Origin of the sequence: Mycobacterium sp. (assembly GCF_049608025.1) — a bacterium.
Lineage (GTDB): Bacteria > Actinomycetota > Actinomycetes > Mycobacteriales > Mycobacteriaceae > Mycobacterium.
In genome coordinates this window covers 2,406-29,350 of the sequence record NZ_JBMYXC010000032.1, presented here as the reverse complement: position 1 = coordinate 29,350, position 26,945 = coordinate 2,406, and the positions used below count along the sequence as shown (strand labels likewise).

The window sequence follows — 26,945 nt, the reverse complement described above, 5'->3', positions numbered from 1 at the left end:
GCTCATCGCCGCAACCTGCGCCACATCCACTGCGGCATCAGCTTCATTCCGGAAAAAACCGGCTTCAGGATCCACGGCACCCAAACGGTACGGCTGCCCGTACCCCGATTCAGCGCCCGCACCGTCGCCTCGGCCACCTGCTCCGGGCTACTGGAGAACGGCGCCGGCGACATGCCCTGCGTCATCCTTCCGACGACGAAGCCTGGCCGCACCAGCACCAGTCGCACATTCGAGCCGTGTAAGGCATCAGCGAGTCCGCTGCAGAATCCATCCAGACCCGCCTTCGCCGACCCGTATACGTAGTTCGCACGACGCACTCGAACACCTGCGACCGACGAGAAGACGACGATGTCAGCTCTTCGCGCAGTGTCCGCTCTTCGCGCAACCGGTTCATCGCCAATCCCGTGGGCTGCCGATCGCATGGTATCGGCCAACACTGTCAGCAGGCTGACCTGCGCCACATAGTCGGTGTGCGCGATCGCCGCCGCGTGCCCGGCATCTTTTTCAGCACGGGCCTGATCGCCGAGGATGCCGAATGCCAGCACTGCGGTGTCTATCGGCCCGTGCTCGGCGACGATGGCCTCGACCACGCAACGGTGCGAGGCCAGATCGTCAGCATCAAAACCCCGGGTGTGCACGGCCTCGGCGCCGGCCTGCTCGAGTATGGCGATCTGCGCGTCGAGGTCGTCGGGCCGGCGGGCCGCCAGCACGACGACGGCGCCGGGCGCCAACCGCCGCGCCACCTCCAACCCGATCTCGCTGCGACCGCCGAAGACGACGAGAAGCTCGCCCACCGTGACTAATCGACGGCCACCGCCGTCCGTGTCCTCCACGGTAGTGATTATGTCCTGCGCTAGCGTGTTCATCGATGGCTACATCTGGTGGAAAGCCAACCACGCGGTTGACCAACGAGGCTCTGGCGTTCCTGACCGAACGGCACCTGGCCATGCTGACGACGCTGCGGGCGGACCAATCCCCGCACGTGGTGGCCGTGGGGTTCACCTTTGATCCCACCACCCACATCGCCCGGGTCATCACCTCGGGCGGTTCCCAGAAGGCCGTCAACGCCGACCAGCGCGGCATTGCCGTACTCAGCCAGGTCGACGGCGCCCGCTGGCTATCGCTGGAAGGCAAAGCCACGGTCCACACCGACGTGGAGGCCGTTCGCGACGCGGAACTGCGCTACGCCCAGCGTTACCGCACCCCGCGGCCCAACCCCAGGCGGGTGGCGATCGAAGTGCGCGTCGCGCGGGTACTGGGCTCCTCGGATCTGCTCGACCGCGGCGACGCCTGAGTAGTTCCTAGGGCCGGTTCGGGCCAACCGGGACTGCGACGAGGTCCCGGGGGCGCTTGTTCACCGAAACCGCCCCGTCGGCGGTGACGATCACGATGTCCTCGATACGCGCACCCCACTGCCCCGGAAAGTAGATGCCGGGCTCCACCGAGAAAGCCATCCCCTCCTGCAGCGGCAGCGAGTTTCCAGCCACAATGTAGGGCTCCTCGTGAACCGACAGACCGATGCCGTGTCCGGTGCGGTGCACGAACGCCTCCGCCAAACCCGCTGCGGCTAGTACGTCGCGAGCAGCGGCGTCGACCTGCTCGGCGGTCACACCGGGCCGCACCGCGTCAACCGCCGCACGCTGCGCCCGCTGCAACACCGCGTATCGACTGGCAACCTCGGCGTCGGGTTCGCCCAGGCAGTAGGTGCGGGTGGAGTCGGAGTTGTAGCCCGGTTCGTAGGGGCCGCCGATGTCGACGACGACGACGTCCCCCGCCTGAAGTTCACGATCCGAGCATTCGTGGTGCGGATCCGCACCGTGCGGACCGGATCCGACGATGATGAATGCCACCTCCGAATGCCCCTCGGCGACAATCGCTTCGGCGATGTCGGCGGCCACGTCGGCTTCGGTGCGTCCCGGTGCCAGGAATCCCGGCACTCGGGCGTGCACCCGGTCGATCGCCGCACCGGCCTGGAACAACGCGTCGACCTCGACGGGATCCTTGATCATCCGTAGCTTGCGCAGCACGTCGGTGGCCAGCACGGGGACCAGCCCCAGGACTTCGGCCAGCGGAAGCAGGTGCAAAGCCGGCATCGAGTCGGTGACGGCGGTTGCGACGCCCGATCCGCCGAGCGCGTCGGCTACCAGCTGGTACGGATTCTCCCCATCCACCCAGTCACGCACCGTGACGCCGAGTTCAGAAACTGCGGACTCCTTGAGCGAGGCGAGTTCCAAGCGCGGCAGGACGATCGTCGGATCGCCGGCCGACGGCAGCACCAGCGCCGTCAGCCGCTCGAAGGTCTGCGCGCGCGATCCGACCAGGTACCGCAGGTCATAGCCGGGCGTGACGATCAGGCCCGCGAGCCCGGCCTCGGCGGCCGTGCGAGCTGCCGTGGCCAGTCGCTGTGCGTACACATCGGTGCTGAAACGACCCTGCGTCATAGGTTTCAGGCTAATCCCGGCCAACCCCGTGGCGAATTCTGCCTGGCAGGATGACGGGTATGGGCCCAATGAGGAGCGAGCGGATCGCGCATGAGTGAAGCTCCATTGCTGCTTCTGGACGGCGCCAGCATGTGGTTCCGCTCCTACTTCGGGCTTCCGTCGTCGATCACCGCGCCGGACGGGCGACCCGTCAACGCGCTGAGGGGCTTCCTCGACGCGGTTGCGACGGTGATCACCCGCGAAAGGCCGCACCGGATGGTGGTGTGCCGCGACGAAGCCTGGCGCCCTCAGTGGCGGGTCGACCTGATCCCGTCCTACAAGGCGCACCGCGTCGCCATCCCGGCCGAACCCGGGGGCGAGCCTGACGTCGAGGAGGTGCCCGACGACCTGACCCCGCAGGTCGACATGATCACCGAGATCCTCGACGCGTTCGGGATCGCCACAGCGGGGGCACCGGAAGCCGAGGCCGACGATGTGTTGGGGACCCTCGCAGACCGAGAACGCCTCGACCCGGTCGTGGTCGTCAGCGGTGACCGCGACCTCCTACAGTTGGTGCGCGATCAGCCGGTGCCGGTCCGGGTCTTGTATATCGGCCGCGGGCTTGCCAAGGCGCGGACTTTCGGGCCCGACGAAGTCGCGCAGACCTATGCGGTGCCCGGTGAGCGCGCCGGGCCCGCCTACGCGGAACTCGCGCTGCTGCGCGGAGACCCCTCCGATGGACTTCCCGGCGTAGCAGGCATCGGCGAGAAGACCGCGGCAAAGCTGCTGGCACAGCACGGCTCTCTGGAACAGATCCTGATCGCCAGCCGAGACCCGGGATCCACCCTCGCCACGGCGCATCGCACCAAACTTCTGGCAGCGACTGACTACATCGACAAGGCAGAACCGGTAGTGCGGGTTGCCACCAACGCCGACGTCACGTTGTCCACGGAGACCGACGCGCTTCCGCGGGTCGCCGCGCGGCCTCGGGAGGTCGCCGAACTCGCTCAGCGCTACGGCGTGTCGTCATCGATCGGGCGATTACAAAAGGCGCTCGACGGGCTGCCAGGCTGACCAGACTATCTCGGCCGGCCGACCTCGTAGGTTCCCTTGTTGTCCTGGAACGTCACCGTCACCTGACGTTTGGTGCCGTCGATGCTGACCTCGCAACTGAAGGTGTCCCCCTTCTTGACTGTGGGGCTCACACCGTTGTTGCACTTGATGGCGTTGACGTTTTTGGCGCCGTAGCCGTTGGTCTCATCGGTGAGGATCTGCTGCACACCCGATTGAGCGGCGTTGACGTCCAGCTTGGTCGTCACGAAGAAGCCTGGCTTCCAGAACCCCAGCACCAGAACGACGGCGACGATGACGGCGGCGAGCAAGCCGACCACACCGCCGATCACGGCCAACGAACGCTTCGAGCTCTCCTCCGAACCGGTCGGGGAGAATCCGCCGGCGGGGTACTGACCGGGCTGCTGGCCGTACTGGCCGGGCTGCTGGCCGTACTGGCCGGGCTGCTGGCCGTACCCGGCGCCCGGCTGCTGGCCGTACCCGGGGCCCGGCTGCCCGTACTGACCCGGCGGCGGGTAGTTGGCGGGGTTGTAGTCCGCCGGCTGCTGGCCGTACTGATCACCTTGCGCGTACTGCTGCGGCGGGTACGGCGGCGGGGTGGGCTGTTGGTACTGCGGATACTGCTGCGGCGTATACGCCGGCGGCTGCCACGACGGCTGCTCACCCTCGGGGGATTGCGGCTGCTCAGACCCTGGGGTGGGCGGCTGCCACCCTTGATTACCGGCCGATTCGTCCTCCGGCTTCGTCGGGTCAGATCCCTGCGGTCCGCTCATTTCTCTCCTTGGTCGTCCGCGGCTGATATGCCGGTTTCTGGCCTGCTGCCACACACTACCCCGCATCAACAGCTACGACGCCGCGCCGAACGTCGTTGATGGTGCGTTTCGCCGTCGCCCGCAACGCCGGTGAAGGCGCAGCATTGCGAACCTGGTCGGCCAAGTCCAGCACCTGACGGCACCACCTCACGAAGTCGCCCGCCGACATCGAGGATCCGCCTGCTCCGCCTGCCGTTGTGCCAGCGGCCGCCAACGCCGAGGCCAGGTCGCCGGTACTCGCCCACTTGTGGATTGCCGCGACGAAACGGTCATCGGGTTCACGGCTCTGCGTGATGCGGTGCCGCTGTTCATCAGCGCGCAACTCGGTCCACAACCTGCGGGTGTGATTCAACGCGCGGCGCAGTCGGCCACTGGGCACGTCGGAGCCGTCGGCCGCACCCAGTCCGTCACGACGGGACTCGTAGAGCACCGATGACAGGGCCGCGGCGAGTTCGGCCGCGTCCAGTCCATCCCACACACCGGCGCGCAGGCACTCGGCGACCAGCAGGTCGCTCTCGCTGTAGATTCGGGCCAGCAGCCTGCCATCGGCGGTAACGGTCGGGGTGACGACACCACCGTCCGGCCCGTGCGGGTCCCCCGTGTCGGCGATGAATCCACGCTCGGTGAGCAGCACCACGATTCGATCAAAGGTCAGTGCCAGCGAATTTGTCGCTGTCGCGATCTTCCTGCGCAGGTGGTCGTTGTCGCGTTCGACCTTGAGATAGCGCTCGGCGATCCGGGCCCTGTCTTCCCGGTCAGGCAGGTGGTGAGCACGATGAGCGCGCATCCGGTCACGCAGTGCTGCCAACTCGGGGTCGATGTCGGGCTCGGGCGCCGGGCCGCTCCTGCGAACCCGGGCCGGTGGGACATCGTTGCGGTCAGCAGCGGACCGCAACGCCGACGCCAGGTCACGTCGGGCTCGCGGATTGCGATGTTCGACTCGCTTGGGCAGCGACATCGTGCCCATCGGCCCGGCGGCGCCCGGGTAGTCGGCGGATGAGATTCGACCTGCCCAACGATGCTCCGACAGCACCAAAGGCCGTGGATCGTCGCTGTCACGCGCGGGTTCCAGCACGACGGCCAGACCGCCGCGGCGCCCGTGGGTGATCGTGATGATGTCGCCCCGGCGCAGCGCGGTCAACGCATCGTTGGCTGCCTGACGACGGTGTAGCCGCGACGCGCGCGACTGGGCGCGCTCCCGCTCGGAGATCTGGGCTCTGAGTCGGACGTAGTCCAGGACTGCCGAGTCGGATCCGCCGAGCTCAGCGGCCAACTCGCCGAGGAGCCGCTCGCCACGCTCCACCCCGCGTACCAGACCGACGACCGACCGGTCGGCCTGATACTGCGCGAAGGACCGTTCCAGCAGCCGGTGCGCCTGCTCGGGCCCCATCTGGTGCACCAGGTTGATGGTCATGTTGTACGTCGGCGCGAACGAACTGCGCAGCGGGAACGTCCGGGTCGACGCCAATCCGGCGATCTCGACCGGGTCGGCGGTGTTCTCATGCGGGGTCCACAACACCACCGCGTGGCCCTCGACGTCGATGCCGCGACGCCCGGCGCGGCCGGTGAGCTGGGTGTACTCCCCTGCGGTCAATGGCATGTGCTGCTCGCCGTTGAATTTCACCAGCCGCTCCAGCACTACGGTGCGCGCTGGCATGTTGATCCCCAGTGCCAGTGTTTCCGTGGCGAATACAGCCTTGACCAGACCGGCGGTGAACAACTCCTCCACGGTGTGACGAAAGATCGGCAACATGCCGGCATGGTGGGCCGCCAGTCCACGCAGCAGCGCCTCACGCCATTCGTGGAAGTCCAGCACTATCAGATCGGAGTCGTTGAGGTCGGCCGTGCGGCGGTCCACGATCTCAGCGATCCGGCCGCGCTCCTCGTCGGTGGTCAGCCGCAGCGAGGAGCGCAGGCACTGCTTGACCGCGGCATCGCATCCCGCTCGCGAGAAGATGAAGGTGATGGCCGGCAGCAGTTCGCCGCGCTTGAGCACGCCGATCACGTCGGGCCGGCCGGGGGTGCGGTAAAGGCTGGGGCGGCCCGCCCGGCCCCGGCCGCGCGGCTGCCAGTCCGAGAGCCGTTCGGATTCACGCCGATGCGCAATGTGGCGCATCAACTCCGGGTCTACCCGCAGATCCGGGCCCGCCTTGGTCGGTCCGGACGCCCGATAGTCGAACAGGTCGAGCAGTCGCTTGCCGACCAGGACGTGCTGCCACAGCGGCACCGGGCGGTGTTCATCGACCACGACGGTGGTATCCCCGCGGACCGTCTGGATCCAGCCGCCGAACTCTTCGGCATTGCTCACCGTCGCGGACAAGCTCACCAGCCGGACGTCGTCGGACAGGTGCAGGATCACCTCTTCCCAGACCGCACCGCGCATGCGGTCGGCCAAGAAGTGCACTTCGTCCATCACGACGTGGGAAAGCCCTTGCAATGCGGGGGAATCCGCGTAGAGCATGTTGCGCAGAACTTCGGTAGTCATCACCACGACGTCGGCGTCGCCGTTGACAGCCTGGTCACCGGTGAGCAGACCGATGCGCTGCGGCCCGTAGCGGCGCACCAGATCGTTGTACTTCTGGTTGCTCAGCGCCTTGATCGGTGTGGTGTAAAAACACTTTCGGCCCGCAGCCAGTGCGAGATGCACGGCGAACTCGCCGACGACCGTTTTGCCCGCACCGGTCGGCGCGCAGACCAGCACCCCGTGGCCCTGTGCCAGCGCCTCGCAGGCGCGGCGCTGGAAGCCATCCAGGGTGAACGGCAGTTGCGCGGCGAACTCGGTGACGTCAGCTACCTCGGTGGGGGCGGGCACCGGCGGCTCAGGTCGCGTCGTCATCGATCACGAGCCGCGACGGGGCGGGAGCGGCCGCCCGCGCTTCCACGGTCTCCGCCACACCGATCGGTGCCGCCTCGTCGTCGGCCACCTCGCTGAGCCTGGCGCGGCGCGCCTTGCGCCCATCATTCAATCGCGCGATCTGGATGGCGACTTCCAACAGCAAGGTCAATGCCAGCGCCAGCGCCAACATCGAGAACGGATCCGACCCGGGCGTGGCGAAGGCCGCGAAAACGAAGAGTCCCATGATCAAACCTCGGCGCCATGCCTTCAAACGTTCGTAGGTGAGGACGCCGATGAGGTTCAACATGATGATCAGCAGCGGAAATTCAAAGCTGATACCGAACACCAGCAGCAGGTTGATCAGGAAACCGAAGTATTGGTCACCGGACAGCGCGGTGATCTGCACGTCGCTGCCGACGGTCAGCAGGAATCCCAAGGCCTTCGACAACACCACATACGCCAGTACCGCGCCCGAGACGAAGAGCATCGCCCCCAGCGTGACGAACGCCACGGCGAAGCGGCGCTCCTTGTTGTACAGCCCTGGGGTGATGAACGCCCATAGTTGGTACAACCACACCGGGCAGGCTAGGACCAGACCCGCCGTGAGCCCCACCTTCAGCCGCAACATGAACTGGTCGAACGGTCCGGTGGCCAGCAGTCGACATTGCCCGTCGGGGGCGATGGTCGCACGCGCAGACTCCGGAAGCGCACAGTAGGGGCCCCGCAACCAATCTCCGAGGCTGGGCATTCCGAACGCGCTGTGGCTGAACCAGATGAACCCGATGATCGTCGTCACCACGACGGCGAACGCCGAGATCAGCAGCCGACCGCGAAGCTCTGTGAGGTGGTCGACCAACGACATGGTGCCGTCGGGATTGACTCGTGAACGTCGCCGACGGGGATCGAGCTTGTTGAGGAATCCGGGTATCTGCACGTCAGGTTGCCTAGATATTGCTCACAGGCGGGGTGCTGGGCACAGGCGCGAAGTCACGGCGCGAGCGCGAGACCCGCGGTTCGCGTTGCCCGGTCAGGCCGGGCGTTTGTCCGACGACGGATCGGTGGGGGCCTGGGTGGCGGCACCCCCCGTGGGGTCGGCGGCCCGGTCCGAAGCGATCTGCTGCGGCGGTGCCGGCTTGTCGGACTGAGACTCCGACTGCATCTCCTTGATCTCGGACTTGAAGATGCGCATCGACTTACCCAGGGAGCGCGCGGCGTCGGGGAGCTTCTTGGCGCCGAACAGCAGCACGAACACGGCGATGACAATGACCCAGTGCCAGGGTTGTAGACCACCCAATTTGGTTACCTCCAGACGTCTAGGGCGAGTCTACCCGCCCGGCGACTCGGTACCGACCCGATACGCCTCCAGCGCGGCAGCAGCGGACTGCCGGACCCGCTCGGCGAGCTGCTGCGGCTCGAGCACCCGCACAGCTGACCCGAATCCCAGGACGAAGCGCGACATCCACTGGTCGGAGGCATAGGTCATCGCCGCCTCGCACGAACCGTCGGGGAATTCGCGCAACAGTCGCAGCGGGTAGTAGTCGAACATCCATGCCGCTGATCGCTCGACGAGAAGCGTCGCGGTCGGCAGGGACGGGTCGGCTGCGTCAGGATCGAACAGCGATGTGTCCGGCCCCGCCTGGACCGCCGGTGGCGGCGGCGCCGAGGGCTCGTCGAGCACCCTCGCCTCGACTATCCGGTCGAGGCGGAACAGCCGCACCCCCTCGGCTGATCGGCACCACGCCTCCAGATAGCTGTGGTCGGCGATCACAACAACCCGAATGGGGTCGACCACACGGCTGGACATCGAGTCGTGTGATGCCGAGTAGTAGTCGATGGCCAGCGCCCGGCCGGCGCGCACCGCGGTCCGTACCGCCGCGGCCGCCTCGCTCTCGGTCGGCGCAGGCTCATCGGCGGCCGCGCCTTCAGCACTGTGACCAGCTTTTCCCGTCACGGACTCGATCTTGGCGATGGCACTGCGCGCGGCCTCCGGATCCACTACCCCGGGCACGTCAAGCAGCGCACGCAGCGCCACCAGCACACCCGTGGCTTCCGGGGACGTCAGCCGCAGCGGCTGGTCGATGCCCGCGGTGAACGTGACTTCAATGGTGTCGCCGGAGAATTCGAAGTCGATCAGATCCCCTGGTCCGTATCCCGGCAGACCACACATCCACAGCTGGTTGAGATCATCGCGGAGCTGGCTGACGCTGACGCCGAGATCTGACGCCGCCTCCGAGTAGGTGATCCTGGGATTGGCCTGGAAATAGGGCACCATGTTCAGCAATCGCACCAACCGCGTACTGATGTTCGTCATGTGTGATCCGCCTGGGCGTGCAACCGGGCGATGACGTCCTCGCGCAGCGCGGCCGGTTCCAGCACCACCGCGTCGGCGCCATAGCCGGCGATCTCACGGGCCAACCGGTCGAACATATCGATTTCCACGGCGACCACTTCTCCCGCTCGCTCCCCCAGGGGCCGCGGACACGCCTCAGCGGCCCGGCGGCGCAAGGCGGTCGCCCGGCCGTCGGCAACCCACACTCTGGCCTGACCTGCGGTCGGCCAATCACCGACCACCCGGTCGACGATCTGACGCAGGTTCAATCCCGCGGGCCTGCTGACCGCGCCCGGCTCCCCGACTGTCGTCACCTCGGCACCGATCCGCGAGAGCCGGAACGTGCGAACAGCGTCGCGGTCGCGGTCGTGGCCGACCAGATACCAACGGCCCCTCTCGGTAACCACCCCCCACGGCTCAACGGTGCGGAGCACGTAGCGTTCGGTTCTCGATGGCCGGTGCGGGAACTGCACTGCATGTCCAGAATCAATGGCGGACAGCAAGATTCCCAGGACATCGTCGGAGCCGCGCAGTCCGGGCAGCGCGGCGGTCGAGCTGATCGTCACATCGCCCACCCCGGCTTCAATGTCTATGCCGGCGGCCCGCAACTTCAGCAACGCGCCCTGGGTGGCGGTGATGAGTTCGGGCGACTCCCACAGTTGGGTCGCCACCGCCACCGCGGCCGCCTCGTCGGGTGTGAGCTCCACTGCAGGAAGCGCGTACGCCTCACGGCTGATTCGGTAGCCCTCGATCGGATCCATCTGTGAAACCCGACCCGTCTCCAGCGGGATGCCCAAATCCCGCAATTCGTTCTTGTCGCGCTCGAACATCCGCGAGAACGCCTCGTCGCTGGCCCCCTCGGAGTACCCGGACACGATTTCGCGAATTCGGTCAGCTGTGATGAAAGTACGCGTGGACAGCAACGCGATGACAAGGTTCATCAGCCGTTCGACTTTCGAGGTCCCCACGGGTTAGAGCTTAAGGGGCATCGGGCCTGGGCCAGAGCGCTGATGCGGCGCGGCCGGTCACATACTGGCGATGAGTCGGTTGACCCGCTCGTCGACGGATCGGAACGGGTCTTTGCACAACACCGTGCGTTGCGCCTGGTCGTTGAGCTTCAGATGAACCCAGTCGACGGTGAAGTCGCGGCCGGCCTCCTGCGCCGCACTGATGAACTCACCCCGCAACCTCGCCCGGGTGGTCTGCGGCGGCGTGTCGACCGCGGCCTCGATCTCCTCGTCGGTCGTGACGCGCGCCGCCAGGCCCTTGCGTTGCAGCAGGTCGAATACCCCGCGACCCCGTTTGATGTCGTGATAAGCCAGATCGAGCTGGCTGATCTTCGGATCGGACAACTCCATGTTGTAGCGGTCCTGATACCGCTGGAACAGCTTGCGCTTGATCACCCAGTCGATCTCGGTGTCGACCTTGGCGAAGTCCTGGCTCTCCACCGCGTCGAGTTGACGGCCCCACAACTCGACGGCCTGGGAAATCTGCGCGTTGGCCTCGCGCGTTTGCAGGTACTCCACAGCGCGGGCGTAGTACTCACGCTGAATCTCCAGGGCACTGGCCTGCCTACCGCCGGCCAGCCGCACCGGCCGCCGGCCGGTCAGGTCGTGACTGACCTCGCGGATCGCGCGAATCGGATTGTCCAGCGAGAAGTCGCGGAAAGCGACGCCGGCCTCGATCATTTCCAGGACCAGCGACGCCGAGCCCACTTTGAGCAACGTGGTCGACTCACTCATATTGGAGTCGCCGACGATGACGTGCAGGCGGCGATACTTCTCGGCGTCGGCGTGTGGCTCGTCGCGGGTGTTGATGATCGGACGCGAGCGGGTGGTCGCGCTCGACACGCCCTCCCAGATGTGTTCGGCCCGCTGGGACAGGCAGAAGGCCGCCGCCTTGGGCGTCTGGAGCACTTTGCCCGCCCCGCAGATGAGCTGGCGGGTCACCAGAAACGGCAGCAGCACATCAGAAATACGGGAGAACTCGCCGGCGCGCACGATGAGATAGTTCTCGTGACAGCCGTACGAATTGCCCGCCGAGTCGGTGTTGTTCTTGAACAGGTAGATGTCACCGCCGATGCCCTCGTCGGCGAGGCGCTGCTCAGCATCCACCAGCAGGTCTTCGAGCACCCGCTCGCCTGCGCGGTCGTGGGTCACCAGCTGGATGAGGTTGTCGCACTCGGCGGTCGCGTACTCGGGGTGGCTGCCGACGTCGAGATACAGTCGGGCGCCATTACGGAGGAAGACATTGCTGCTGCGGCCCCACGACACAACCCGCCGAAACAGATAGCGGGCGACCTCGTCGGGACTCAGCCGACGATGGCCATGGAACGTGCAGGTCACACCGAATTCAGTCTCGATGCCCATGATTCGTCGCTGCACCCTACCGAGACTACTTGCTGCGCGGTGGGCGCGGTTGCAGGACCACGCCGAGGAGCACTCGCGCGGGCAGGAGACGGCGCCGTCGGGTCAGGGCCGCCCTGGGCCCGGCGGCCATCTGGGCCCCCTAGGGGCCGTCGCCCTCTTCAGCGGAAGCTTGAGCGACCACGTCCGAATCGCCCTCGGGCAGCAACGCTTCCAGGGCGGCACCGGTGACGCGGCGAAATGCCCGCCGGGGCCGGTTGGCATCGAGGACTGCGACCTCCAGCGTGGATGGTCCCAGAACACGCGGCTCCCGGCCGTCACTGCTCGCGCTGAGCGCACCTACTGCGATGGACACCGCGTCGGCCAGGCTGGCGTTCTCGGTGTAGGAATCGTTCAGTGCCGTGGCGATCGGCTCGGTGCTACCGCCCATCACAACGAAATGCGGTTCGTCGGCGATCGAGCCGTCGTAGGTAATGCGGTACAGCTCAGGCGCTTTGGCCTCACCGTGGTGAGCCACCTCGGCCACACACAATTCCACCTCGTAGGGCTTGGCCTGTTCGGTGAAGATCGTGCCGAGCGTCTGGGCGTAGACGTTGGCCAGCTGACGACCGGTCACATCCCGGCGGGAGTACGCATAGCCCTGGGTGTCGGCGAATCGGATTCCGCCGCTGCGCAGGTTGTTGAACTCGTTGAACCGGCCGACGGCGGCGAATCCGACCCGGTCGTAGAGTTCGCTGACCTTCTGCAGCGACCGGGAAGGGTTCTCCGCGACGAACAGCACGCCGTCGGCATAGGCCAGCGCGACCACGCTGCGCCCGCGTGCGATGCCCTTGCGTGCCAACTCTGAACGCTCACGCATCGCCTGCTCGGGCGAGATGAAATAGGGGAAGCTCACGAATCCGCACCCCGGGGCTCCGCGCCGACGCCGAATGTATCAGCGCGCGAACGACTCTCGATCACTTCTCGGCACACCGCTGCAATCTGCTGCTCAGCCACCTCAACGGCGCCCTCGGCGCCGATCGCCACCGCGGTGGGATAGATGCCTCGGACCAGATCAGGACCGCCGGTCGCGGAGTCGTCGTCGGCGGCGTCGTAGAGCGACTCGATAGCAACCCGCAATGCGGAATCCGAGTCGGCCACCCGCGAGTAGAGCTTCTTCATCGACGACTTGGCGAAGACGGAGCCGGAGCCGACCGACTGGTAGCCCTCTTCCTCGACGTTCCACCCACCGGCGGCGTCGAAGGACACGATCCGGCCGGCGCCGTCGGGATCTGGGTCGTCAAGGTCGTATCCCGCGAGCAACGGCAGCGCTACGAAACCCTGCAACGCGGCGCCGAGGTTGCCGCGCACCATGGTGGCCAGCCTGTTGACTTTGCCGGGGAACGTCAGCGCCACACCTTCGAGCTTCTCGTAATGTTCGAGTTCGACGGCGTACAGGCGGGCGAACTCGAACGCGATTGCAGCAGTCCCCGCGATGCCCGTCGCGGTGTAGTCGTCGGTGATGTACACCTTCTGCACATCGCGACTGGCGATCATATGACCTTGGGTCGCCCGTCGGTCACCGGCCATGACGACACCGCCGGGGTACTTCAGCGCGACGATGGTGGTGCCGTGGGGCACCGCGTCCGTCGGCAGCGGCCCCGCCCCGGGCAACAGCTGAGGTGCGTGCTGACCAAGGAAGTCGGCGAACGACGACAGGGTCACACCGCCCTGTGACACACCGCCCTGTGACATACCGTGCGGCAAGGCACTAACCGCTCCGGGTAGCGATGTCGGGAAGGTCGACTGTTCGCGGTTCGGCCAGGTCACTGGCCGCCCTTCTGGACGTACGCGCGCACGAAGTCCTCGGCGTTCTCCTCCAGCACATCGTCGATTTCGTCGAGGAGGTCGTCGGTTTCCTCAGTCAGCTTCTCACGGCGCTCCTGGCCGGCGGCCGTGCTGCCGGCGGCGTCATCGTCTTCTCCGCCCCCACCGCCACGCTTGGTCTGCTCCTGAGCCATTGCTGCCTCCTGCGTATGTCTTGCCCCGTCGCGGGCGCGCTGCACATTGCCTCAAGCTGCACATTGCTTTACCTTGCCCCGCGGGTTCCTCCACACTACCGGTCCGCATCGAGCTCGCTGGGTCAGGTCGTGAGCTGCTCAACGAGTTCTGCAGCACTGTCGACGGATTCCAGCAGCGCACCCACATGGGCCTTGCTGCCACGCAACGGCTCGAGCGTGGGGATGCGCACCAGTGAATCACCACCCAGGTCGAAGATCACCGAATCCCAGCTGGCCGCGGCGATGTCCGCACCGAACCGACGCAGGCACTCGCCCCGGAAGTACGCACGGGTGTCGGTCGGCGGACTGTCCACCGCGTCGAGTACCTCTTGCTCGGTCACCAGCCGCTGCATCGACCCCCGGGCAACCAGCCGGTTGTAGAGGCCCTTGTCCAGACGTACGTCGGAGTATTGCAGGTCGACCAGGTGCAGTCGCGGCGCCGACCAGCTGAGGTTTTCACGGTGGCGGAATCCGTTGAGCAGCCTCAGCTTCGCCGGCCAGTCCAGCAGGTCGGCGCACTCCATCGGATCGCGCTCGAGCAGGTCGAGAACCTTCGCCCAGGTCTCGACGATGTGGGAGGCGCGCGGGTCAGGATCACGGCTGTCCACCAGCTTGGCGACGCGGTCCAGGTAGATCCGCTGCAACGCCAGACCGGTCAGCTCGCGACCGTCAGCCAGCGCAACCGTGGCACGTAGAGACGGGTCTCGGCTGATGACATGCACGGCGTGCACAGGACGCGCCAGCATCAAGTCGCTGAGGTCGAACCCCTCTTCGATGAGGTCGAGCACCAGCGCCGTTGCGCCGACCTTCAGGTAGGTCGAAGTCTCGGCCAGGTTGGCGTCGCCGATGATGACGTGCAGACGCCGGTACTTGTCGGCGTCGGCGTGCGGTTCGTCGCGGGTGTTGATGATGCCGCGTTTGAGGGTGGTCTCCAAGCCGACCTCGACCTCGATGTAGTCGGCGCGCTGGCACAACTGGAAGCCGGGCTCGTCGCCGGAAGCGCCGATGCCTACCCGACCGGACCCGGTGACCACCTGCCGAGACACCAGGAACGGCGTCAGGCCTGCGATAACCGCTGAGAACGGCGTTTGGCGCGACATCAGATAGTTTTCGTGCGAACCGTACGACGCGCCCTTGCCGTCGACGTTGTTCTTGTAGAGCTGCAGCTTGGCCGCGCCGGGAACGCTGGCGACATGGCGCGCCGCGGCTTCCATCACCCGCTCGCCGGCTTTGTCCCAGATCACCGCATCCATCGGGTCGGCGCACTCGGGCGCGGAGTACTCGGGATGGGCATGGTCGACGTAGAGCCGCGCACCGTTGGTCAGGATCATGTTGGCGGCACCGACCTCGTCGGCGTCGACTACCGGCGGCGGACCCGACGAGCGGCTTAGATCGAATCCCCGCGCGTCACGTAGCGGGGATTCCACCTCGTAGTCCCAACGCGTGCGCTTGGCCCGCTGGATTCCTGCGGCGGCCGCATAGGCCAACACCGCCTGGGTGGAGGTCAGGATCGGATTGGCGGCCGGGTCGGACGGCGACGAGATGCCGTATTCGACCTCCGTTCCGATGATCCGTTGCATACCGGCCAGCGTAGAGGGACGACGAAGGGGCCGAGGCACGAGGCCACGAGGAGCCCGACCAGAACACACCAGGGACGACGAAGGGGCCGAGGCACGAGGCCACGAGGAGCCCGACCAGCCGGGCGGCACTACGGCGCGAGCGCCGTCAGTTCCCGCCCACCACCTCCCAGGTATCGTCGCTGTCCGGCCCGCCCGCGGTCACTATGACCGTCCGCGTGTCTCCACGTCGATCCGCCGCCTCGCACTCGAACGACTCGCCTACCGCCACCACCTTGAGCCCGCTGCCACAGCGGACCCTGATATCGAAGCCGTAGTCCTCTGACACCTCGTCGGACAAACCCTTCCCCGTTTCGGCGAGATCGAAGACCACGTCGAGCGTGGAGTAATTGACGTTGTAGTCGTCGTCGGTGAACGTCACCTCCACTCGCACGTCATTGCCATCGAGATCGGCGATGCAGTTGAAGGTGGACCCGGCCTTCGGCGAACCCGACGGGCGTGGGCATTCGACCGCCGACACCTGCCGGGACATGGGCGCGTACTGCTTGTTGAGCTCGTCCGCGATGGCCGTCTCGAGCTTTTCGTAATCGGGTCCACCGGACGAGAAGGAGAATTGGCACCCCGCAGCAATTGGTACGAGCAGCAGTGTCAGAAGTGCGCGTGGCGATTTCACGTCGCCGACGTTACCGTTCGCGGTGCTCACAATGACTCAAAATGAATGGGCCCGAACTTCTCGACTTCGGCACGACTCCCCAAACTTGGCTGGATTCCCCAAAGTTCACCTGGAGAAATCCGCGAACCCCATCTCGCGGATACTAGATTCACTCCCGTGAAGGGATTGCGCGGCAAACGGTACGGCGAGGTTCTCCTGGTGGGTGCGGGCGCCGGCTCCGGGAACGGACCGCAAGCCATCGTCTACAACACGTTCGGACTCAACGACTGCCCGGCTGATCTTTGGTCGAAACTCGACCCGGACGCGGTGGCCAAAGACCACGACGCGGCGGCGGCACTACTCAACGGCCCGCGCTACTGGCTGATGGACAGCATCGAAAAGGACACCGCAGTCCAGCCCGAGATCGCGACGTTCGGCGGCATCGCCATGATCCGACAGGCCACTGTCGTCTTGGCCTCGGTGGACCCCGCCCCCTATCGGCCCAACACCGTCGCGCGCAATGCCGTGTTCGTGTTCGACTCCGGGGAACCGATCTTCGAGCTCCTCGATCCGGACGGCCGGCATTGGGTGATGCAATCATGGGGCCGGCTCGTCGACCCCACCCTGGCCTACGGAGACCTCGCCGACCTCGCCAAGCGACTCAGCCTGCCCGAAGGCTGGAGCTACCGCGCACGCGTTCTCGATGAAGATCTCCGGATCGACACGAGCACTAGGGCAGCCCAGGTTCTCCAGGACGACATGGCCAACAGCTACTCGCTGGTGCCCGGGTTTTTCTAGCGGTCCCGGAGTCCTCTACAGGTACTGCCCTAGGTTCGACTCGGTATCAATGGCCCGGCTCGCACTGCCGCTCTTGCCGGTGACCAGCGTGCGGATATAGACGATCCGCTCGCCCTTCTTACCTGAAATCCGCGCCCAGTCATCGGGATTGGTGGTGTTGGGCAGGTCCTCGTTCTCGGCGAACTCGTCAACGATCGAGTCGAGTAGATGCTGGATGCGCAGACCTCGCTGGCCAGTCTCAAGCACCGCCTTGATGGCGTTCTTCTTCGCACGGTCCACGACGTTCTGGATCATGGCACCGGAGTTGAAGTCCTTGAAGTACATCACTTCCTTGTCGCCGTTGGCGTAGGTGACCTCCAAGAACCGGTTGTCATCGATTTCGGCGTACATGCGGTCGACGACCTTCTCGATCATCGCCTTGACGGTCAACATGTGGTCGCCCGAGAACTCCGCGAGATCTTCTGTGTTGATCGGAAGACCTTCGGTCAGGTACTTGCTGAAGATGTCCTGCGCCGACTCGGCGTCGGGCCGTTCGATTTTGATCTTCACATCCAGGCGGCCGGGCCGAAGGATTGCCGGGTCGATCATGTCCTCACGGTTCGACGCACCGATCACGATGACGTTCTCCAGGCCCTCCACACCGTCGATCTCGCTGAGAAGCTGTGGGACGACGGTAGTTTCGACATCAGAACTGACTCCGGTGCCACGGGTGCGGAAGATGGAGTCCATCTCGTCGAAGAACACGATGACCGGTGTGCCCTCCGACGCTTTCTCCCGCGCCCGCTGGAAGATGAGCCGGATGTGACGTTCGGTCTCGCCGACGAACTTGTTGAGCAGCTCGGGTCCCTTGATGTTGAGGAAGTACGACTTCGCCTCGCGCGCATCGTCGCCGCGCACTTCGGCCATCTTCTTGGCCAGCGAATTGGCCACAGCCTTGGCGATGAGCGTTTTCCCGCATCCGGGCGGGCCATAGAGCAGCACACCCTTGGGTGGTCGCAACGAGTACTCCCGGTAGAGCTCCTTGTGCAGGAACGGCAGCTCCACCGCATCGCGGATCTGCTCGATTTGACGACCAAGACCGCCGATGTCGTTGTAACTGACATCGGGGACCTCTTCGAGAACGAGATCCTCGACCTCAGCCTTCGGGATGCGCTCGAACGCGTAACCGGCCTTCGTATCCACCAGCAGTGAGTCGCCGGGGCGCAGTTTGCGGGGCCGATCGTCGCCGAGTTCGTCGTCGTAGCTATCGGGCAGATGCTCAGCGGCGACCAGCGGATCGGCGAGCCAGACGATCCGCTCCTCATCGGCATGCCCGACCACCAGTGCCCGATGGCCGTCGGAGAGAATCTCCCGCAGGGTGCTGATCTCCCCGACAGATTCGAAGTAGCCCGCTTCCACGACGGTCAGCGCCTCGTTGAGACGAACCGTCTGGCCCTGCTTGAGTTCCTTGGTGTCGATGTTCGGCGAGCAGGTCAGCCGCATCTTGCGGCCGGAAGTGAACACGTCGACCGTGTCGTCCTCATGTACGGCGAGCAGGACGCCGTAGCCGCTGGGCGGCTGACCGAGCCGGTCTACTTCTTCGCGCAGGGCCAACAACTGCTGGCGGGCTTCCTTGAGGGTGTCCATGAGTTTGGCGTTGCGGGCGGTCAGCGAATCGATCCGGGACTCCAACTGGTGCAGGTCGCGCGCACTGCGTAACCCGCTCTCCGGGCCTACCGCGCTGTCGAGTTGCTCGCGCAGGATGGCAGCCTCGCGGCGCAGTTGTTCCAGTTCCGCAGCGTCCTCTCGGGACCGGCGGTTATCATCGGGGGTACCCGAGACGTCAGAGGTCTCAGAACGGTCGGACTCACTCATGCTGAGCTCCTTTCCCACACCGGATCGTGGTGCGGTAACAACTTCAACGCTACCGGCGATTCACTCTTTGTGTGTGGTGTAGAAATTCGAGACACACCAGCAACACTGTTAGCCTCTGATAATCAGTTGGCCGAACGAAAGGACAGCCGTGACCTTGAAAACCCTCTATACCAGCCTTAAAGCTGGTATGGCAGCAGCCGCTGTGGTGGGCGCGGCGGCGGGCGTGACGTCGATTGCAGTCGGTTCTGGCACCGTGGCGCAGCCCGCAGTACAACCGGTCGTCTTTGACGTTCCGCTGCCGGCCGCACCTGCACCCGATTTGCAGGGACCGTTGTTGTCGACGCTGAATGCGCTGTCCGGACCGGGTTCGTTCGCCGGTGGCAAGGCCAGCTTTGTCCAGGGTGGCCTCGGCCGCCTCGAGGCCCGCATGGCCGATTCCGGCTTCAGCAACGCCGCAGCTAAAGGGTACTTCCCGGTGAACTTCTCGATCGCTGACATCGACCAGAACGGGGGCGTCGCCACGGCAAACGTGACCGCATCGGCGGCCTCCGGCGCTGTGGCGACCCAGCCGCTGACGTTCATCGCGGGACCCAGCCCCACCGGATGGCAGATCTCCAGGCAGTCAGCGATGGCCCTGATCTCCTCAGTGGGCTGACCCTTTCCGAGTCCTTGCTGGCGAGGCCTTACCGAATAATGACGCTTGTGCGTCGCACCGTCTCGATCCGCAGCGCCGCCATCATCGTGGCGGCGCTGGGATTGGGTGCGTGCAGCCACCAGGAACATCCGGCTGCCGCCCCGTCGGTCGAGACCTCGGCCGCGCCGACGGTCGGTATGCCCGCGCCAAACTCACCTGCGCCCGGCGCGCCTCCGCTGCCCCCCGACTCGGCGCTGATCGATGTGATGAGCAGGCTCTCCGATCCGGCTCTCCCGGGCGACCAGAAGGTCGCCCTGATCGAAGACGGCACGGCCGACGAAGCCGCCGGACTGGACCGCTTCGGTATCGCTCTGCGTGATAACGGTTCACTGCCACTGACCTTCGAGGCGCGAGACCTCGCCTGGTCGCAATCCGAACCCGGCAACGTCATCGCGACGGTGCTGGTCAGGACCGCGAACCCGTTGGACGGTGAATTCGCCTACCCGATGGAGTTCGTCCCAGCTGACGGCCCGTGGCAACTGACTCGGCAGAGCGCCGACCTGCTCCTTCAGCTGAGCGGCGAGGAAAGCGCAGCCCCGCCCGCCCCATCGGCCATCGAGCCACCGCCGGCCCCGCCGGCCATCGAGCCACCGCCGGCACCGCCGGCCATCGAGCCACCACCCGCACCGCCGGCCATCGGGCCACCGCCGACCCCGCCGCGCTGAGCGCGGGTGGTTCGGCTGACCGGGATGATCAGACCGCCCCTGGCTCGGCGCGTCCGCGATTCTTCTTGCGTAACGGAACCGGCGCGACCGCACCGGGGGCCAGTTTGCGGGCACTGATCAGAAATGCGGTGTGCCCCCGCATCGAGTGCTCCGGACGCACCGCCAGGCCCACGACGTGCCAGCCCCGCTGCATGCTCTCCCACGCCCTGGGTTCGGTCCAGCACTGCTGCTCACGCAATGCCTCCACGGTCTTGGACAGTTGGGTCACGGTGGCGACGTAGACCACCAGCACTCCACCGGCGACAAGCGCGTCCCCGACCGCGCCCAGCACGTCCCAGGGCGCGAGCATGTCCAGCACGACGCGATCCACCTCGGTCCCGGAGTACTCGGCGACGTCCCCGATGACCAGCTGCCAGCTCGGCGGGTGCTCACCAAAGAACGTCGTCACATTGCGCACCGCATGCTCAGCGTGATCCTCGCGCACGTCGTACGAGGTCACGTGGCCCTGCGGCCCGACGGCCCGCAGCAGCGAGCACGTCAGCGCACCGGATCCGGCGCCGGCCTCCAGCACCCGCGCACCCGGGAAGATATCGCCTTCGTGCACGATCTGCGCGGCGTCCTTGGGGTAAACGACCTGGGCACCACGGGGCATCGACATCACGTAGTCGACCAGCAGGGGGCGCAACACCAGAAACTGATCACCGTTGGTCGAGCGCACGACGCTGCCTTCGGGCAGCCCCACCACGTCGTCGAGGGCGATGCTGCCACGGTGCGTGTGGAACTCCCCGCCGGTCTTGAGCAGCATCGTGTAGCGCCTGCCCTTGGCGTCGGTGAGCTGAACACGATCACCGACGGCGAAGGGACCTGTACTGGGCACAGCTGCTCAGCCTGCCAGGATATCGGCGACTTCCAACGCCCGGGTTCCCCAGATGTGTCCGACCGCCGTCATAGGCTTGGCTCATGACCGAACAGACGGAGCGCCCGGCGCATCGCCCGGCACTGTCTCCGTCGCGGGCCAGTGACTTCAAGCAATGTCCGCTGCTGTACCGATTCCGGGCCATCGACCGGTTGCCGGAGCCTTCTTCCATCGCGCAGGTGCGCGGGACGGTGGTACATGCCGCGCTCGAACAGCTGTACACCCTTCCCGCCGCCGAGCGTGGCCCCGGGACGGCGGCAGCACTGGTGGCGCCCGCATGGGAGCAGGTGGTCGCAGCACAGCCCTCGGTGGTATCGGACATCGATCCGGAACTGCATGCCGAGCTTCTCGAGCAGGCGCGCACCCTGCTGTCGGGCTATTACCGGCTGGAGGATCCCACCCGCTTCGACCCACAGAGCTGCGAGGAGCGCATCGAGGTGGAACTCGAGGACGGCACCCTACTGCGCGGGTTCGTCGACCGCATCGACGTCGCGCCGACCGGCGAGCTGCGGGTGGTCGACTATAAGACGGGCAGGGCGCCACCGCGGGCGCGGGCGCTCGCTGAGTTCAAAGCCATGTTCCAGATGAAGTTCTATGCGGTCGCGTTGCTGCGTTCGCGGGGCGTGCTGCCCGCGCGGTTGCGGCTGCTGTACCTGGCCGATCCCCAGGTGTTGGAATACACACCCGACTTCGACGAGCTGCTGCGATTCGAGAAGACGTTGATGGCGATCTGGCGGGCCATCCGATCAGCCGGTGCGACAGGGGATTTTCGGCCGAGTCCGTCGCGACTCTGCAATTGGTGTGCACACCGCGCCCACTGCCCGGTCTACGGTGGCAAACCCCCGCCCTACCCGGGCTGGCCCGAAGCGTTCGACGAGGGCGATCCGGACCCGGCGCGGCAGGCGGCGGAGCCGGCCGCGTGATCGATTGTCTGTTTCGCCGACAGCCCGTCGCCGACGGCGAGGACCCGGTCTTCACGGCGACCGACGGCACCCGCAGCAACTGGGACCCCGAGATCCAGCACGGTTCTCCCCCACTGGCGCTGCTGACCAAGGCCATCGAGGATCTCAGCGACCGCACTGCCGGTGGGGGGTTGCGGATCGCGCGGCTCACGCTGGACATCATCGGCGCCATACCCGTGACCACCGTGCGTGTCGAGGCCCGGGTGGACCGGCCGGGCCGTCGAATCTCGCTGATGACCGCCGAGATGCTCACCGACTCCGCCGACGGCAGCCGGCGGGTCGTCGCCCGCCTCACCGCATGGCTGCTGCGCCCCAGCGACACCCGCGACGCCGCCACCGACCGCTACCCGCCGCTCACAGAGGGCCCCGAGACCGAGATGACACATGCCTGGGACGGGGCATCCGGATACCTGGAGACGGTCAGCTGGCGCCAGCAGGCCACCCCCGAGGGCGAAGCCCGGGAGGCGTGGCTGAGTCCGCTGATACCGCTGGTGGATTCGGAGCCCACAACACCACTGCAGCGTCTGGCGATGGTGGTCGACTCGGCCAACGGGATCGGCGCCACGCTGGACCCGCAGCAGTTCGTCTTCATGAACACCGACACCGTCGTGCATCTGCACCGGCTGCCCACGGGCGCGGATTTCGGGCTACGGGGCCGGGCTTCGATCGGCCCGGATGGCATCGGCGCCACCACCGCGGAGATCTTCGACCGCCGGGGATTCATCGGCACCTGCGCGCAAACCCTGCTGGTTCAGCGCCGCTCGTGATCGTCAACCAGGTCGGCGAATGGGCATCTCCCAGGGCTCAATTTACGCTGAGGCCACCAAGGCTCGCCGATCCTCATCGGCGAAGGCGTCCTCCAGCTTGAGAGGTGAGTAGTCGACATCGATCTCGGCCAGGGGTCGCCCGCGCGCGCTGCTGATGGTTCCGAATCGGCGCATTCCCTTGTCCGCTGCGTACTGCTGAAACTCATCCATCTTCAAGCCGAACGGGACCTCGTCGTATTGGGCGAACGCATCTTCGGTATTGCGCAATGCCAACGGGGACAGGATGTCACGGTCAACGCAAACCGGATTCCGGCGCCGTTGATGCGGGCATCGAGTGGCTGCCGCTACTGCAGAGGCTCGAGGTCCTGCAACATCGTGGGCACCAACTCGCTGACGGTCGGATGGATGTGCATGGTGCGTGAGATCGCGGTGTAGGGCAGTTCAGCGGTCATGACATCGAGGATGCTGTGCACAACCTCGTCGCCTCCTACCCCGAGAATCGAGGCCCCCAGGATCTGCCCGGTTTCGGCATCGACGACCACCTTCATGAAGCCCTGCGTCTCGCCCTTCTCGACCGCCCGACCGACCCGGGTCATCGGTCGCTTCCCCACCAGCGCTTTCCGGCCCGACCGACGGACTTCGGCAGCCGTCTTCCCGACCCGGCCCAGTGGCGGATCGATGTACAGCGCGTAGCTGGTGACGCGATCGCTGACCTTGCGGGGATCGTCATCGAGAAGATTGGCCGCAACGATCTCGAAGTCGTTGTAGGACGTGTGGGTGAACGCACCGCGTCCGTTGCAGTCACCCATCGCCCAGATGTGCTCGACGCTGGTGCGGAGTTGATCGTCGACCACGACGTAGCCCCGACCGTCGGTCTCGACGCCCGCCACGTCGAGCCCGAGGTCGTCGGTGTTGGGCTGGCGGCCCACCGCGAGGAGCAGATGGCTACCGGCGATGGATTGCGCTCCCTCGCGGGGTGTGACGGTGAATCCGCCGTCCTGTTTGGTGAAGCTGATCGCGTCGGCGTCGAGCACGACGTCGATCCCTTCTGCTTCGAGAATCTCCTTGATGGCCGCAGAGACATCTTCGTCCTCCCGCGCGGTCAGCCGCGGACCCCGCTCGACCACAGTCACCCGGGCGCCGAACCGGCGGTGCATTTGGGCGAACTCCAATGCGATGTAACTGCCGCCGATCACCACGAGATGCTCAGGGACGGTGTCTAATTCGAGGATACCGACGTTGGTGAGGTAGTCCAGGTCGGCGAGGCCGGGCATTTCCGGCACCACGGCGCGGCCTCCGACGTTGAGGAAGATCCGGTCGGCCTCCAGCAGTTGATCGTCGACCCGGATCGTGTGCGGGCTCTCGAACCGAGCGTGACCGCGAATCACGGTGCAGCCCTGCATCCCGTCCAGCCAGGACTCGACACCCTCGCGGTCGGCGATGCTGATGCGATCCTTACGCGCCTTTACCGCGGCCATGTCCACGGTCACCGGGCCCTCGGTGCCGGTATTCACGCCGAACTCCGGGCCGCGGCGCGCCAAGTGCGCCGCGTGCGCGCTGGCTACCAGCGTCTTGGTAGGGATACAGCCGTAGTTCACGCAGGTTCCACCGAATAGCTTGCGTTCGATCATTGCCACCGTCTGCCCTGCGGCAGTCAGCCGGCCGGCCAGCGACGGTCCGGCCTGACCGGCGCCGATGATGATCGCGTCGAATCTCCGTGCCATCGCACTCTGGGACATCTCTGCTCTCCTAAACCAGGCTCACGAGGAACGCCACCAGAAATCCTGCACCTACGGCGAGAAGGTCCTCGCCGAACGCTCCCGGTCGGTCGTTTCCGTTGTTGGCTGCGGCTACCCGACTTCGCAATGCGGCACCGCCGAGCGTGCCGAGAACGGCCCCGACCATGCCCGCGCCCATGGCGCTGAAGGTGTGAAAGAAGGCACTTCCGATCACTGCGCCCGCGAAGGCCCCGGTGATCAGTCGGGTCACGAACTGCGGTGTGACCGTGCGACTCGGCGTCTTCGGCAGCTGATCGGTGAACAGTTCGCCGAGCAGGAGGATCGTCAGGACGACGACGGTGATGGGGTGCGCCATCCAATCCGACCACTTGTCGCCGACGTCGATCCAGCCCAACATCGCCCCCCAGGCCACGACGGCCGGCGCGGTCATGGCGCGCAGGCCAGCGACCGCACCGATCAGCAGGGCCAGAAACAGCACAAGAACCTGAGTCATCGGACCTCCGAGCGGTGGCTGGACATCCGGACGCTAACACGGGTAACCACCTCGCGAGTCATATCAGAAACGGCAGAACCTGATGTCCGAGGCAAGGATCGCCTTGGCGCCGATGGCCGCGATCTGATCCATGATGGCGTTGACATCGCGCCGCGGCACCAACGCGCGCACCGCCACCCAGGCTGGATCGGCCAGCGGTGAGATGGTCGGAGACTCTAGCCCGGGGGTGACCGCGGTGGCTTTATCGAGCACCGTCCGCGGGCAGTCGTAGTCCAGCATCAGGTACTGCTGGCCGAACACCACTCCTTGCACGCGGGCAACCAACTGGTCTCGGGCAGTGAGCTTTTCGCCATCGGCGGCCTGGTCAGCCGCCCCTCCGGAGCCCTCGCGTTCGATCAGCACCGCCTCGGAATCACACAGCGGCTCACCGAAGGCCTCCAGGTTGTGCAGGCCCAGGGTTCGACCGGAGCCGACGACGTCGGCGATGGCGTCGGCGACGCCGAGCTGCACCGAGATTTCCACCGCACCATCGAGCCGGATCACCGTCGCGTCGATTCCGCGGCTGGCAAGATCTTTTCGCACCAGGTTGGGAAACGCTGTGGCGATTCGTTTTCCGGCCAAGTCTTCCACCCGCCACGATCCGCCGACCGGGGCCGCGTAACGGAACGTCGAGGACCCGAATCCGAGCGCGAGCCGCTCACGCACCGGCGCAACGGATTCCTGAGCCAGATCCCGTCCGGTGATTCCCAGGTCGAGTTGGCCCGAACCGACGTAGATAGCGATGTCCTTGGGGCGCAGAAAGAAGAACTCGACTTGGTTGGCGGGGTCGACGACGGTGAGATCCTTGGTGTCGGTGCGCCGACGGTATCCGGCCTCCGACAGGATCTCGGCCGCGGAGTCACTGAGCGTGCCCTTGTTGGGAACGGCGACTTTGAGCATTTGTTACAGCTTCCGGTACACGTCATCGAGCGACAGACCCCGAGACACCATCAGCACCTGTGTCCAGTACAGCAATTGGCTGATCTCGTCGGCCAGCGCGTTGTCGCTCTCGTGCTCGGCAGCCAACCACACTTCGCCGGCCTCTTCGAGAATTTTCTTTCCGATGCCGTGCACACCGGAATCGAGCGCTGCGACGGTGCCGCTGCCTGCGGGGCGAGTGCGCGCACGCTCGCCCAGTTCGGCGAACAGCTCATCGAAGGTCTTCACGGCTTGCGATTGTGTCACGCTCGGGCCCACAACCCCGCGAGCCCCGGCCGATCTCGAGATGGATCCTGCGCAGATCTGCGACCTCGAGGTCGGCCAGCGAGCCGGTGTGGCGTCGCCGCCGACCACCGGGCACCGCGACGTCGTTGGGGACCACCAGCACCGCGCAACCAGCACCCTCGGCAGCTGCCGTGCCGGTCACCGAGTCCTCGACCGCCAAGCAGTCCGAAGGCGGAACCCCGAGAAGCTCCGCCGCACGCAGGTAGGGATCGGGGGCAGGCTTGCCATTCCGCACCTCGTCTCCACAGACCGAGACTGAGAAGTATTGACGGCCAATGCTATTCAGGGCACGTTCAGTTAGTGCGCGTTGGGTGTTGGTCACCAGCGCCATCGGCGTGCGCTCGGCTGCAAGAGCTTCCAGCATCTCGCGCGCTCCGTCACACCACGGCAGCCCGTCATCGAACAACTCGGCGGTGTGATCATGTATCCAACGGTTGGACTTCGCCATCGCCTCGGGCTCTGGTTCCAGGTCCAATTCCCGGTATACCGTCAGGATGGTCTTTTCGGCCGATGCCCCGACCAGCGCCGCCCTGGTCTCGCGGCTCATCGCGCCACCGAGCGACTCGTAGAGCGCGGAGAGGGACACGTCCCACAATTTCTCCGAGTCGACGAGCGTGCCGTCCATATCCCACAGCACCGCCCGCACAGGGCCATTCTGACACGATCGCACTCCCTAGTCGTGCGTGAAGTTG

The 26,945-nt window shown here is 66.0% G+C and carries 28 protein-coding genes and 1 pseudogene; 7 read left to right on the top strand and 22 right to left on the bottom strand.

Going from position 1 to position 26,945, the window contains the following annotated elements; all coding sequences use genetic code 11:
* Window positions 1–2 precede the first annotated feature (2 nt).
* Window positions 3–833 (bottom strand): SDR family NAD(P)-dependent oxidoreductase, encoded by an 831-nt coding sequence (locus ACPGXI_RS11925; protein ID WP_526653072.1) that lies wholly within the window; start codon window positions 831–833, stop codon window positions 3–5.
* Window positions 834–868: 35 nt separating this feature from the next.
* On the opposite strand from ACPGXI_RS11925, the gene ACPGXI_RS11920 reads away from it, so the two are divergent.
* Window positions 869–1,294, top strand: coding sequence for a F420-dependent biliverdin reductase (locus tag ACPGXI_RS11920; protein WP_526653070.1), 426 nt, complete (start codon window positions 869–871; stop codon window positions 1,292–1,294).
* 7 nt (window positions 1,295–1,301) lie between these two features.
* On the opposite strand, the gene ACPGXI_RS11915 is transcribed toward ACPGXI_RS11920, so the two are convergent.
* Complete coding sequence (locus tag ACPGXI_RS11915) at window positions 1,302–2,441, bottom strand: M24 family metallopeptidase (protein WP_526653068.1); 1,140 nt, start codon at window positions 2,439–2,441, stop codon at window positions 1,302–1,304.
* Window positions 2,442–2,531: 90 nt separating this feature from the next.
* Here ACPGXI_RS11915 and ACPGXI_RS11910 point away from each other — a divergent pair, with 90 nt between their 5' ends.
* Window positions 2,532–3,494, top strand: coding sequence for a 5'-3' exonuclease (locus ACPGXI_RS11910; protein ID WP_526653066.1), 963 nt, complete (start codon window positions 2,532–2,534; stop codon window positions 3,492–3,494).
* 5 nt (window positions 3,495–3,499) lie between these two features.
* Here the strand turns inward: ACPGXI_RS11910 and ACPGXI_RS11905 are convergent, their stop codons facing one another.
* The 12 genes from ACPGXI_RS11905 to ACPGXI_RS11850 form a co-directional block, all read right to left on the bottom strand.
* Entirely contained in the window at window positions 3,500–4,264 is a 765-nt protein-coding gene (locus ACPGXI_RS11905; RefSeq protein ID WP_526653064.1) for a DUF4333 domain-containing protein, read from the bottom strand.
* Between the two features lie 55 nt (window positions 4,265–4,319).
* A complete protein-coding gene (locus tag ACPGXI_RS11900) occupies window positions 4,320–7,139 on the bottom strand; it encodes a DEAD/DEAH box helicase (protein ID WP_526653062.1) in 2,820 nt (939 codons plus the stop codon).
* Window positions 7,123–8,073: a twin-arginine translocase subunit TatC gene (gene tatC, locus ACPGXI_RS11895; RefSeq protein WP_526653060.1), complete on the bottom strand. Its 951-nt coding sequence runs from the start codon at window positions 8,071–8,073 to the stop codon at window positions 7,123–7,125. Before tatC ends, ACPGXI_RS11900 begins: the two co-directional genes overlap by 17 nt.
* 93 nt (window positions 8,074–8,166) lie before the next feature.
* Window positions 8,167–8,433 (bottom strand): Sec-independent protein translocase subunit TatA, encoded by a 267-nt coding sequence (gene tatA, locus ACPGXI_RS11890; protein WP_526653058.1) that lies wholly within the window; start codon window positions 8,431–8,433, stop codon window positions 8,167–8,169.
* A 30-nt stretch (window positions 8,434–8,463) separates the two neighbouring features.
* A complete protein-coding gene (locus ACPGXI_RS11885) occupies window positions 8,464–9,450 on the bottom strand; it encodes a helix-turn-helix transcriptional regulator (RefSeq protein WP_526653056.1) in 987 nt (328 codons plus the stop codon).
* Entirely contained in the window at window positions 9,447–10,436 is a 990-nt protein-coding gene (locus ACPGXI_RS11880; RefSeq protein ID WP_526653054.1) for a helix-turn-helix transcriptional regulator, read from the bottom strand. The genes ACPGXI_RS11885 and ACPGXI_RS11880 overlap by 4 nt, the downstream gene beginning before the upstream one ends.
* Before the next feature lie 57 nt (window positions 10,437–10,493).
* A complete protein-coding gene (gene pafA / locus ACPGXI_RS11875) occupies window positions 10,494–11,852 on the bottom strand; it encodes a Pup--protein ligase (protein WP_526653052.1) in 1,359 nt (452 codons plus the stop codon).
* A gap of 124 nt (window positions 11,853–11,976) precedes the next feature.
* Window positions 11,977–12,729, bottom strand: a complete 753-nt coding sequence (gene prcA / locus ACPGXI_RS11870; RefSeq protein WP_526653050.1) for a proteasome subunit alpha — start codon at window positions 12,727–12,729, stop codon at window positions 11,977–11,979.
* Entirely contained in the window at window positions 12,726–13,568 is an 843-nt protein-coding gene (prcB, locus tag ACPGXI_RS11865; protein WP_526653084.1) for a proteasome subunit beta, read from the bottom strand. Before prcB ends, prcA begins: the two co-directional genes overlap by 4 nt.
* Before the next feature lie 71 nt (window positions 13,569–13,639).
* Entirely contained in the window at window positions 13,640–13,834 is a 195-nt protein-coding gene (locus ACPGXI_RS11860; protein WP_526653048.1) for a ubiquitin-like protein Pup, read from the bottom strand.
* Between the two features lie 122 nt (window positions 13,835–13,956).
* On the bottom strand, window positions 13,957–15,453 hold the full coding sequence (gene dop / locus ACPGXI_RS11855) for a depupylase/deamidase Dop (RefSeq protein ID WP_526653046.1): 1,497 nt from the start codon (window positions 15,451–15,453) through the stop codon (window positions 13,957–13,959).
* Between the two features lie 145 nt (window positions 15,454–15,598).
* Window positions 15,599–16,153, bottom strand: a complete 555-nt coding sequence (locus ACPGXI_RS11850; protein WP_526653044.1) for a DUF4333 domain-containing protein — start codon at window positions 16,151–16,153, stop codon at window positions 15,599–15,601.
* A 126-nt stretch (window positions 16,154–16,279) separates the two neighbouring features.
* On the opposite strand from ACPGXI_RS11850, the gene ACPGXI_RS11845 reads away from it, so the two are divergent.
* On the top strand, window positions 16,280–16,900 hold the full coding sequence (locus ACPGXI_RS11845) for a hypothetical protein (protein ID WP_526653042.1): 621 nt from the start codon (window positions 16,280–16,282) through the stop codon (window positions 16,898–16,900).
* A 15-nt stretch (window positions 16,901–16,915) separates the two neighbouring features.
* On the opposite strand, the gene arc is transcribed toward ACPGXI_RS11845, so the two are convergent.
* On the bottom strand, window positions 16,916–18,754 hold the full coding sequence (arc, locus tag ACPGXI_RS11840) for a proteasome ATPase (protein WP_526653040.1): 1,839 nt from the start codon (window positions 18,752–18,754) through the stop codon (window positions 16,916–16,918).
* 148 nt (window positions 18,755–18,902) lie between these two features.
* Between arc and ACPGXI_RS11835 the strand changes: the two genes are divergently transcribed.
* Window positions 18,903–19,409, top strand: a complete 507-nt coding sequence (locus ACPGXI_RS11835) for an MTB12 family secreted protein (RefSeq protein WP_526653038.1) — start codon at window positions 18,903–18,905, stop codon at window positions 19,407–19,409.
* Window positions 19,410–19,456: 47 nt separating this feature from the next.
* Window positions 19,457–20,113 (top strand): lipoprotein LppK, encoded by a 657-nt coding sequence (gene lppK / locus ACPGXI_RS11830; RefSeq protein WP_526653036.1) that lies wholly within the window; start codon window positions 19,457–19,459, stop codon window positions 20,111–20,113.
* 28 nt (window positions 20,114–20,141) lie between these two features.
* On the opposite strand, the gene ACPGXI_RS11825 is transcribed toward lppK, so the two are convergent.
* Entirely contained in the window at window positions 20,142–20,990 is an 849-nt protein-coding gene (locus tag ACPGXI_RS11825; RefSeq protein WP_526653034.1) for a class I SAM-dependent methyltransferase, read from the bottom strand.
* Window positions 20,991–21,073: 83 nt separating this feature from the next.
* Between ACPGXI_RS11825 and ACPGXI_RS11820 the strand changes: the two genes are divergently transcribed.
* Window positions 21,074–21,952: a RecB family exonuclease gene (locus ACPGXI_RS11820; RefSeq protein WP_526653032.1), complete on the top strand. Its 879-nt coding sequence runs from the start codon at window positions 21,074–21,076 to the stop codon at window positions 21,950–21,952.
* A complete protein-coding gene (locus tag ACPGXI_RS11815) occupies window positions 21,949–22,758 on the top strand; it encodes an acyl-CoA thioesterase domain-containing protein (protein ID WP_526653030.1) in 810 nt (269 codons plus the stop codon). Before ACPGXI_RS11820 ends, ACPGXI_RS11815 begins: the two co-directional genes overlap by 4 nt.
* A 42-nt stretch (window positions 22,759–22,800) precedes the next feature.
* On the opposite strand, the pseudogene ACPGXI_RS11810 reads toward ACPGXI_RS11815, so the two are convergent.
* The 6 genes and pseudogenes from ACPGXI_RS11810 to ACPGXI_RS11785 all read right to left on the bottom strand — a co-directional run.
* A pseudogene (locus ACPGXI_RS11810) lies at window positions 22,801–23,040 on the bottom strand (R2-like ligand-binding oxidase); the annotation flags it as partial.
* A gap of 62 nt (window positions 23,041–23,102) precedes the next feature.
* Window positions 23,103–24,482 carry an FAD-containing oxidoreductase gene (locus ACPGXI_RS11805; protein WP_526653082.1) on the bottom strand — a complete coding sequence of 460 codons (1,380 nt, stop codon included), beginning with the start codon at window positions 24,480–24,482 and terminating at the stop codon, window positions 23,103–23,105.
* Window positions 24,483–24,507: 25 nt separating this feature from the next.
* Entirely contained in the window at window positions 24,508–24,990 is a 483-nt protein-coding gene (locus ACPGXI_RS11800) for a DUF4126 family protein (RefSeq protein ID WP_526653028.1), read from the bottom strand.
* A 63-nt stretch (window positions 24,991–25,053) separates the two neighbouring features.
* Complete coding sequence (hisG, locus tag ACPGXI_RS11795) at window positions 25,054–25,929, bottom strand: ATP phosphoribosyltransferase (RefSeq protein ID WP_526653026.1); 876 nt, start codon at window positions 25,927–25,929, stop codon at window positions 25,054–25,056.
* A 3-nt stretch (window positions 25,930–25,932) separates the two neighbouring features.
* The gene (locus ACPGXI_RS11790; RefSeq protein ID WP_526653024.1) at window positions 25,933–26,214 is read right to left on the bottom strand and encodes a phosphoribosyl-ATP diphosphatase; all 282 of its coding nucleotides are present in this window, start codon (window positions 26,212–26,214) and stop codon (window positions 25,933–25,935) included.
* Window positions 26,180–26,899: an HAD family hydrolase gene (locus ACPGXI_RS11785; RefSeq protein ID WP_526653022.1), complete on the bottom strand. Its 720-nt coding sequence runs from the start codon at window positions 26,897–26,899 to the stop codon at window positions 26,180–26,182. Before ACPGXI_RS11785 ends, ACPGXI_RS11790 begins: the two co-directional genes overlap by 35 nt.
* Window positions 26,900–26,945 lie beyond the last annotated feature (46 nt).